Below are 9,559 nucleotides of genomic sequence, written 5' to 3'. Positions count from 1 at the left end.
GGGCGCACGCCGGCCGGGGCGACGACGTCGAGCGCCCCGCGCGCGGGGACGAGCTCGACCGCCCGCGCGGCGGCCGGGTCGGCGAGGAGGGCGGGGAGCAGACCGGAGAGGTTCATGCGCGTGGGACCACTGTCTTCCGAGGGGCGTGAGGTGCCGCCCGGCGCACCACCGGGACAGCGCAGACGCCCCGGATCCGTCAGGAGCCGGGGTGCTCACCCATCGTAGGACGGCGGACCGACACCGCCCGAGGGCGCGGGGTCCGCCCGGAGTGAACGCGGTCCGTGGACGCCGGTCCCACGGGGCCCGGCCCCGGAGGTCAGGCGCGAGCGGCCTCAGGGCGCCCGGCGACCATACCGTCCAGCGCCTGGCGCAGCAGGGTGCTGGAGGTGTGGATCGTGTAGGGGAAGTAGACGACGTCCACGCCGACGGCGGCGAAGTCCCGCTCGAGCTTCAGGCCCTTGGGGGTGCCCCGCCAGTCGTCGCCCTTGAAGATCACGTCGAACTGCACGGACCGCCAGGTCTCGACCTTGTCCGGGACCACCTCGGCCACCACCTCGTCGACGAACGAGATGTGGCTGACGATCTCCATCCGCTCCGCGAGCGGGACGACCGGCGACTTGCCCTTGGTCAGCAGGCACATCTCGTCGGAGACCACGCCCGCGATCAGGTGGTCGCAGTGCTGCTTCGCCTGGCGCAGGATGTTGAGGTGCCCGACGTGGAACATGTCGTACGCGCCCGGCGCGTAGCCGACGATCTTCGTCACAGGTCCTCCTCGTGCGCTGTCAGGGCGTGCCTCGTGCGTGCCCACAGCACCGGGGGGTGCGGGTCCGCCCCTCGGCCCGCGCTCCCATGGTAGGCGGTGCCCCTCGCCGGCCCGCCACGGCCGTGCGGGTGAACCTCGCCCGCGCCGGTGCCCCGTCGTGGCCGGCGGGGGCCACCGGTGGGCCGCAGGGTCGCGGCGGTAGACTGACGGGGCCTCCTCCCGCCCGTGTCGCGGCCGGTGGCCCCACGCCATCCCCCGGCGCGCATGTGGGTGAGCAGGTGGGTGAACTTGGTCGCCGGTGAGCACGTCGTCTGCTGCGAACGGGCTCGTCACCGCACTCGCGGGCCCAAGAGTGCGGTCCACTAGGAACCACGGCACGACGGCCACCACGGCCACCACCACTCGGCCTGGAACGAAGGGACGCCCCATGGATCCGAGCGACTACCTCCGGGCGCTGCGCAAGCGCTGGGTGGTCATCGCCGTCCTCGCGCTGGTCGGGGCGTCGGTCGGCTACGCGATCGCGGCCACGACCACGCCCGTGTACCGCGCGACGACCAAGGTGTTCGTCTCGCTGCAGGGCGGCGAGACCGTCAGCGAGCTGGTCCAGGGCTCCACGTACACGCAGAACCTCGTGCAGTCGTACGTCGCGCTGGCCACCATGCCGGTGGTCCTCGACCCGGTCATCGACGAGCTGGGGCTGGACACCACGTCCCGGACGATGGCGCGCACCATCACGGCGGAGGCGCCGATCAACACCGTGATCGTGGAGATCGCCGCGACCGACAGCTCCCCCGCCCAGGCCGCGCTGGTCGCGGACGCGGTCGCGGAGCAGCTCGCGGTCGTCGTCGAGGAGCTGTCCGCGTCGGCCGGCACCCGCAGCGAGACGGTGTCGATGCGCACCGTCGCGCCCGCCGACGTCCCGCGCTTCCCGATCGCGCCGAACACCCGGTTCCTGGTGGCGACCGGACTCCTCGCCGGCCTGGTGATCGGTGTGGTCTTCGCTCTCGCGCGTGAGCTGCTGGACACCAAGGTCCGCGAGAGCAAGGACGTCGCCCGGGTGACCGACGCCGCGGTGCTCGGCTCGATCGGGGCACGCACGCGTCTGCGCGACGCGGGTCCGGTCATGCAGGTGGAGCCGCACAGCCAGACGGCGGAGGCCTACCGGCGCCTGCGGACCAACCTCCGGTTCCTGGACTTCGCCGGTCCCCTGCACTCCGTCGTCGTGACCTCGCCGCTGCCCGGTGACGGCAAGTCCACGACCTCCACGAACCTGGCGCTGTCGCTCGCCGAGGGACCGGCGCGGGTGCTCCTCGTCGACGCCGACCTGCGCCGCCCGTCCGTCGCGGAGTACCTGGGCCTCGAGGGGTCGGTGGGCCTGACCACGGTCCTCATCGGCGGCGCGGACCTGCACGAGGTCGTCCAGCCGTACGGCGAGGGCAACCTCGACGTGCTGCCCTCCGGCGCCATCCCGCCGAACCCGACCCAGCTGCTGAGCTCGCCGGCGATGGTGGACCTGCTCGCCCAGATGGTGGCGTCCTACGACCTCGTGATCCTGGACTCCCCGCCGCTGCTGCCGGTGGCCGACTCCGCGATCCTGGCCCGCCTCGCCGACGGCGCCCTGGTGGTCGCCGCCGCCCGCAAGACCCGGCGCCCCCAGCTGGCCGAGGCCATCGGCAGCCTCAACGCCGTCGGCGCGGTGTGCCTGGGCGTCGTGCTCAACCGCGTGGCGCGGCGCGAGACCGAGGGCTACTACGGCTACGCGCCCGAGGAGCTGGCCGCGCAGTCCGCCGGTCGCGGGCGGGCCGTGCGGCGCAAGGGTCCCCGACGACGTCGTCCCGACGTCCCCGAGGTGGCACCCGGCCGCAGCGGCGTCGTCAGGGTCGCGCCGGCGCGGGCGCCCGGCGGCCTCGTCAGCGCCGAGAGCGACACCCGGACGGCGCCGGTGCAGGCGGTCCCCGGTGACGTCCCGGGCATGTCGCCCGCCGTGCCGCCGGTGCTCGGTGACACGCACCTCACGACGGACGACGCCGCGGCGACGCAGCACGACCTGCGCAGCCGGACGCAGGTCCCGTCCGGCACGGACCAGGGGTCCAGGCGGCGATGACCGCCGTGGGGCTCCGGCCCGCCGCGCCACCACCGGAGCGACGAGAGCCGCCGCGGCCGGGTCTGCCGGCCGTCCGGGTGCTCCCGCAGGCCACCTCGGCGCCCGCCGTGCTGCGGTACTGGGTCGCCGCGGCGCTCCTGCTCGCGCTGGGGCTGCGCCAGACCGTCGCGGTCGGGGTGACGTCGGGCCTGGTGCTCGCCCTGGCGCTCGCACCGGTGTGGGCTCCGGCGCTCGCGCGCTACCGGGGTGCGCGGACGGTCGCGGTCTGCGCCGGGCTCGCGCTGGTGTGGGGCCTGTGGCTGACGGAGGCGTCGCTCGCCGAGCGCGGGGCCAGCCTGGCGAACCTGGTCGGGACCACGGCCCTGCTGCTCGGGGTGGTGTGCACGGCGGGCGTCCTGCTGTGGGCACGCGACGTCCTGCCAGTCAGCCACATGGGGCTGTGGTTCGCGCTGGGGATGCTCGCGTCCGCGGCGACGGGCGCGGCCCGGCTCAGCGACAACCCGTGGAAGTTCGCCTTCGGCATCCCGATCGCGATCGCCCTGCTCTCGCTCGTGCACCGGCCGCGCGGCACGGTCCGGCAGGTCCTCGCCCTGGTCGCTCTCGCCGGCGCGTCCGCGCTGCAGGACTCCCGGTCGTACTTCGCCACCTTCATGCTGGCGGCCCTGCTCGTCGCGTGGCAGCTGCGACCGACCGGCAGCCGGCGGGGGTCCGCTGTCGGGACCGTGCTCGTGGTCAGCGCGATCGGGCTGGTCGTGTACCAGGTCGGCAGCTCCCTCCTGGTTCAGGGGTACCTGGGGCGGGAGGCGCAGGAGCGCTCGATCGCGCAGATCGAGACGAGCGGGTCGATCCTGGTGGGCGGCCGGCCGGAGCTCACCGCGACGCTGGCGCTCATGCGAGAGCATCCCCTGGGCTTCGGGTCCGGCGCCGTCCCCGGCCCGGCCGACGTGCTCACGGCCAAGGAGGGCATGGCGTCCATCGGCTACCAGCCGAACAACGGCTACGTCGAGAACTACATGTTCGGCGACGACTTCAAGCTGCACTCCATGGTCGGGGACAGCTGGGCCTACTTCGGCTTCGCCGGGCTGCTGCTCATGGCCGTCGTCGCCCTGCTGCTGCTCGGGAACCTCGCACGCCAGCTGGCCGCGCGCACCGCCAGCGGCCTCGTGGTCTTCCTCACGTGCTGGACGGCGTGGAACCTGCTGTTCAGCCCGCTGTACAGCGCGGCGCCGACGCTCGGGCTCGCGCTCGGTCTCGGCCTGCTCGCTCGCGAGCCCGCACGGTCCCGCGTGGTCGGCGCATGAGCGACCCGCGCGAGCAGCGGCCCGTCCGGGTGCTGCAGTCCTTCGGCGGCCCACGCCCGACCACCAACCCCTACCTCGTGCAGCTGCTGGACTCGCTGCCGGCCGACGTGCGCGCGCGCACGTTCTCGTGGCGGGACGCGCTGCGGGGCGACTACGACGTGCTGCACGTGCACTGGCCGGAGCTGCTGGTCCGGTCCGCCGGGCGCGGCCGGACGGCGCTGCGCCGGCTGGCGTTCACGGCGCTGATGCTCCGGCTGCTCCTGCGGCGGTCCGCCGTCGTGCGGACCCTGCACAACGTCTCCCCGCACGAGGGCGGCTCGGCGTCCGAGCGGGCGCTGCTGCGGTGGCTCGACCGGTCCACGACGCGGTACGTCCGGCTCAACCCGGCCACCGAGCCGCCGACGGCGGCGCCGGTCGACACGATCCTGCACGGGGACTACACGCGCTGGTATGCCGACCAGACTGTGCCGGACCCCGTGCCCGGGCGGGTGCTGCACTTCGGTCTCGTCCGCCCGTACAAGGGTGTCGAGGAGCTGCTGGACGCCTTCGCCGCCGTCACCACGCCGGGCGCTCAGCTGCGCCTGGTCGGCCGGGCGACCGACGACGGCCTGGCCGCACGCATCCGGGCCGCGGAGCGGACCGATGCGCGGGTCAGCACCCTGCTCGACTACGTCGACGACGAGACCCTGGCGCACGAGGTGGGGTCCGCGTCGCTCGTCGTGCTGCCCTACCGGCGGATGCACAACTCCGGGGCGCTGCTGCTCGCGCTGTCCCTCGGCCGCCCGGTGCTGGTCCCGTCCAACGAGGTCACCGAGGCGCTGGCGCAGGAGGTCGGCGGGCACTGGGTCCGGACCTACCCGGGCGACGCGGTCACCACCGCGGCCGTCGAGGAGGCCCTGTCCCTGCCGGTCGACGGCGTGCCGGGACCGGACCTGAGCCGGCGCGACTGGACCGACATCGGCCGGCTCCACCGCGACACCTACCGTGCGGCGGTCACGGCCCGCCGGGCGGGCTGACGCCGACCGACGGGCTGCGTCCTGCAGGAGGCCCGGCTCCCGCTACGGCCGGCGGTACTCCGAGTACACCGAACCCCAGGCCCCGGCGACCAGCCCGGCGCCCCGGGCGACGGTCCGGACGCCCCGCACCCGGTGCGGCAGCGATCCGGTGACGGCCCCGACGCCGGCCCGCGCCGCCCCGGCCACCACGCGGATCGTCCCGCGCGTGGTCAGCACGGCCCGCTGCACGGCCCGCTCGCGCGGGGACGCGGCCAGCAGGAGCGAGGTGTGGCTCCAGGAGTTGCCCGAGCGGAACGCCCGGCGCAGGACCCACTCCCGTGACAGCCGGGACGCCGGGACGACGTCGACCACGAGGGCGCTGTCGCACCACACCAGGCGACCGCCCGCCCGGGTCAGCTGCCGGGTGAACAGGGTGTCCGACCCGCCGGTGATCCCCAGGCCGAGGTCGAAGGTGAGGCCCTCGCGGCGCACCTGCGCGAGGTCGAGCAGCAGGTTGTTCGTGGCGGCCAGCTCGACCGTGGTGCCGGTGGGCAGGCGGCGACGGTCGAAGAACCGCCCGGCCGCCACCCACGCGTCGGGGTCGCGCTCGTACTCGGAGACCACCGGGCCAACGACGGCGGCGGGCCGGTCGACGAGGTAGGTCCGCACCAGGTCCACGAGCCAGTGCTCGCTCGGCCGCTCGTCGTCGTCGATGAACACCAGGAGGTCGGTACCGGCCTCGGTCAGCGCCCGGTTCCGGGCGGCGGCGATCCCCGGCTCGGGCTCGTGCACGTAGCGGACCAGGTCGGACCCGTGGTCCACCACGGTCGTCCGCGCCCCTCCGTCGGGGTCGTTGTCGACCACGAGGACGCCGGCCGGAGGGTCCAGGGTGCGCGCCTGCTGGTCCAGCGCCGGCAGCACCGCGGCCAGGTCCCCCGGGCGCCGGTACGTCAGCACGGCGACCGTGACCGACTGGCTGACGGGCAGCGCGGGCTGTGCGGGCACGGCGTCACCCTCGAGGTCCTGCGCCGAGCCCGGCGACGGACGGTCGACCGCCTCAGCCACGCGGTGCACCGGCCCAGAGGTCGTCGTACGTCGCGACCGCGGGGGCGTTGGTGGAGGTGGACGACAGGTACGTCCCCACCCCGACGCCTCCGCCGGCCTGCAGCGCGGGTGTGGCGTCGGTCGCGGTGATCTGCCAGGCGTCCGGCTCGGCGTCCCCGGCGGGCCACGTCTTGACCCGCAGCGTGGTCGGCGACGTCCCGGTGACCTGCAGGCGCACCGCGAGCCGGTCACCGGCGGCGTAGCTCAGGCCGGGGACGTCCACGGCCCGGACCGCCGTGCCGCCGCGGGCGGCCTGGAGGTTCACGACGCCGGTCGGGTACAGCCGCAGCCGTGCGCGGTAGTCGCCGGCCGTGCCGACCTTGCGTCCGATCACGGACACATAGGTACCCCCGCCGGTCGGAGGCGTGCCCAGACCGACCACCACCTGGACCTCGGTGTCGGTCGAGGACCCGGCCAGCACGGAGGTCACGTCCCGGCCGGGCGCCGGGAGCACCTGGCGCCCCACCCCGCCGTCGACGGAGAAGCTGGACGCCGCGCCGCTCGTGGCCCACGCACCACCGACGGCGGCCGTGCCCCAGCCACCGGTCACCGTGCGGTCGAAGGCGTCGCGGGCGAGCTCCCCGGCGGGCAGGGCCGGCGGGGTCGCCGCGGTGACCGTGACGGGCTGGGTGGTGGACGCGGCCGCGGCGGCGTCGTCGGTGACCCGCAGGCCGACGGTGTAGGTGCCCGGCGCCGCGTACGTGTGGGACGCGGTCGGTCCGGTGGCGGTCGTGCCGTCGCCGAAGTCCCAGGCGTACGAGGCGACGGCGCCGTCCGGGTCGCTGGACGCGGACCCGTCGACGGTCACGGCCAGCCCGTCGGTGGTGGCGGTGAACGAGGCGGTCGGACCCGCGTTCGCCTCGTCGGCCGCCGGCGCGTCCGCAGGCGGGCTCGCCGCCGGCGCGTCCGCCGGTGGGCTCGCCGTGGCCGGCCCGCCCAAGGCCTCGTGGCCGGCGATCTGCGTCGCACTCAGGGCCGTCGGGTACACCGCCACCTCGTCGATCGAGCCGTTCAGGTAGCCGCTCGTCTTCGTGCCCGCCCAGCTCGGCCCGAGCGAGTCGCCGCCGATGCGCCAGTAGCCCCGGAAGGCCTGGCCCGCGGTGGCGTCGGTGCGCGAGCCGACCAGCGCGCCGTCGACGTACAGCTTCAGGCCGCCCGACCCCAGCGACGCCGCGACGTGGTGCCAGGCGCCGTTGTTGTACGACTGGGTGCTGGACACGGTCTTCGTGCCGTTGGAGTTGACGCCGAAGTAGATCTTCCCGGCGTTGTCCATGTAGAGGTGCCGGTCGTAGCTCGTCGAGCCGCCGGTCAGCGCGTTGCCGTAGCCGACGATCTTGCCGCCGGCCGTGGACGACGTCTTGACCCACGCCTCGACGGTGAACGTGTTCGGGCCGGGCTCGGGGGCGATGGTCCGGGCCGCCGCGAAGCCGGTGGACGTCCCGTTGAAGGCCGACGCGCCGTCCCCCGCGACCGCGCCCGGCGCGCCCCGCGTCACGCCGGTGCCTGCCGTCGCGTCGGTGAAGCCGACCCAGTCCTGCACCGCGGTCCCGGACGCCTCGCCGAGCCGCCAGTACAGCGACGCGCCGTCGTCGAAGACCTTGGCCGGGTACGGCTGCGTGGTGGTCGCGGTGGTGACGCCGACCAGGCTGGTCTTGGTGGTGTTCCCCATCGGGTCGCTGACGGCGAGCAGGTACTTGGGGGTCGCCCCGGGCGCCGTGTCCACGAACGTGCCGGACCTGGCACTCCAGAAGGGCGCGGTGACCGCCTTCTCGTAGTTCGGCGGCGTGGTCGGCGACGTCGTGGTCGTCCGGTAGACCCGGTGGGTCAGCGTCGCGTTGTCCCGGTCCCAGTACGCCGGCCAGGAGACCCGGACCTCGCCGGCCTTGACCGACCGCACGCGCGGGTTGACCGAGGCCTGCACCTGGCGCGGGGCGTCCTTGTCGGGTGCGATGGCCGAGACGGCGAACCGCACCAGACCCTGCTGGCCGGTGCCGTTCACCTTGGTGAACTCGCCGCCCATCACCACGTACTCGCTGGTGCCGGTGACGGCGAACGGACCCTGGCTCTGCCCGGTGAACGTGCCGCTGTTCACCGCGGGGAACCAGTTGAGCAGCTGCGGCGCCTTGTTCCCGGCGAAGTTGAAGTACCCGTGGGGGTCCCTCGTCACCGTGCCCCGCGCCGCCGTGGTCGTCGCCGTGGCGCGGTACTCCTGCCGCGGGCTGAACTCGGGGAAGCCGCCGATGTTGCCGCAGTAGTGCTTGTGGCTCGCGGAGTAGATCACCCCGCCGATCGCGAACGACTGGTGCGTGTCGCCGTGGCAGTCCTCCACCCACTCGATCGCGCCGTCGCTCCACCTGGCGGCGAACGACCCCTCGAGGTTGCCTCCGGACCCGAAGTGGTAGCCGGAGCCGTAGAAGTACTGGGCGTCCCCGCTGAGGCTGGTGATCGCGGAGTTGGCGCCGCCGTTGCGGATGAGGTTGTTCGCCGGCAGCGCGACGGACTGGCGCGTCGCGAGGTCGACCCGCGCGAGGCCGTAACCCGGTGTCGAGGCCCCGTTGAACGTGGTGAACGCTCCGCCGACGATGAGGTGGCTGGCTGTCGGTGACAGCTGCAGGGCACGGACCTGGTCGTTCGCGTTGCCGATCGACGCCTGCACTGCACCCGCCGTGTTCACCGCCGCGATCCGGACGCGCTCCTGCCCCCCGACCGAGCTGAAGACGCCGCCCAGGTACACCGTCGAGCTGGTCGCCGTGATCGCGCGGACCGCACCGTTGACGCTCGGCTTGAAGGCCGCGTCGAGCGCCCCCGTCGCGGTGCTGTACGCGACCAGGTAGTCGCGTGTCGTGTCACCGTTCACGTCGGTGAAGTTGCCGCCGACGTAGAGCCGGCTGCCGTCGGGCGACGCCCCGAGCGCCTCGACCTTGCTGTTGAGCCTGGGCGCGAACGCCGTGTACTGCCCCGTGCGGATGTCGTACGCCATGAGGTTCGTGCGCGCGACCGTGGACACGCCCGGAGCGGCGCCGGCGGGCCTCACCGCAGTGAACTCCCCGCCGACGTAGACGGTGTTGCCGATGATCTGCTGGTCCCACACCACGCCGTTGATCTGCGCCGTCGGCAGGGCGTCCGAGCTCACCGTCCTCGGCAGCGTGGTGTCCGACGGTGCGGTGTCCGCCGCTGCGGGAGCCGCCGCGGACACGGCCGTCAGCGCCCCTGCCAGGCCCACGGCGAGAGCCCCCACCGCCGCGGTCGCTCGTCGGGTCAGCCGGTCGAGTCTCGGTCCCATGGGATCCCC

6 protein-coding genes are annotated in these 9,559 nt (G+C 74.3%); 3 read left to right on the top strand and 3 right to left on the bottom strand.

Annotation, left to right across the window (positions count from 1 at the left end):
* Positions 1 to 316: 316 nt before the first annotated feature.
* Positions 317 to 763: an FAD synthase family protein gene (locus CAE01nite_RS11860; protein ID WP_146904593.1), complete on the bottom strand. Its 447-nt coding sequence runs from the start codon at positions 761 to 763 to the stop codon at positions 317 to 319.
* Positions 764 to 1,190: 427 nt separating this feature from the next.
* Between CAE01nite_RS11860 and CAE01nite_RS11855 the strand changes: the two genes are divergently transcribed.
* From CAE01nite_RS11855 to CAE01nite_RS11845, 3 genes are read left to right on the top strand one after another with little or no spacing between them, the layout of a single operon-like run.
* Positions 1,191 to 2,867 carry a tyrosine-protein kinase domain-containing protein gene (locus CAE01nite_RS11855; protein WP_146904590.1) on the top strand — a complete coding sequence of 559 codons (1,677 nt, stop codon included), beginning with the start codon at positions 1,191 to 1,193 and terminating at the stop codon, positions 2,865 to 2,867.
* Positions 2,864 to 4,168, top strand: a complete 1,305-nt coding sequence (locus tag CAE01nite_RS11850; RefSeq protein ID WP_146904587.1) for a hypothetical protein — start codon at positions 2,864 to 2,866, stop codon at positions 4,166 to 4,168. The genes CAE01nite_RS11855 and CAE01nite_RS11850 overlap by 4 nt, the downstream gene beginning before the upstream one ends.
* The gene (locus CAE01nite_RS11845) at positions 4,165 to 5,184 is read left to right on the top strand and encodes a glycosyltransferase (protein WP_146904584.1); all 1,020 of its coding nucleotides are present in this window, start codon (positions 4,165 to 4,167) and stop codon (positions 5,182 to 5,184) included. Before CAE01nite_RS11850 ends, CAE01nite_RS11845 begins: the two co-directional genes overlap by 4 nt.
* A 42-nt stretch (positions 5,185 to 5,226) precedes the next feature.
* Here the strand turns inward: CAE01nite_RS11845 and CAE01nite_RS11840 are convergent, their stop codons facing one another.
* Positions 5,227 to 6,168 carry a glycosyltransferase family 2 protein gene (locus CAE01nite_RS11840; protein ID WP_246131168.1) on the bottom strand — a complete coding sequence of 314 codons (942 nt, stop codon included), beginning with the start codon at positions 6,166 to 6,168 and terminating at the stop codon, positions 5,227 to 5,229.
* 52 nt (positions 6,169 to 6,220) lie between these two features.
* Positions 6,221 to 9,550 carry a LamG-like jellyroll fold domain-containing protein gene (locus CAE01nite_RS11835; RefSeq protein ID WP_146904581.1) on the bottom strand — a complete coding sequence of 1,110 codons (3,330 nt, stop codon included), beginning with the start codon at positions 9,548 to 9,550 and terminating at the stop codon, positions 6,221 to 6,223.
* Between the last annotated feature and the right edge of the window lie 9 nt (positions 9,551 to 9,559).

Source organism: Cellulomonas aerilata (assembly GCF_007991755.1).
GTDB classification, from domain to species: domain Bacteria; phylum Actinomycetota; class Actinomycetes; order Actinomycetales; family Cellulomonadaceae; genus Pengzhenrongella; species Pengzhenrongella aerilata.
Note: the sequence above shows the minus strand (reverse complement) of the source record. Positions and strands in the feature narration are given on the sequence as shown.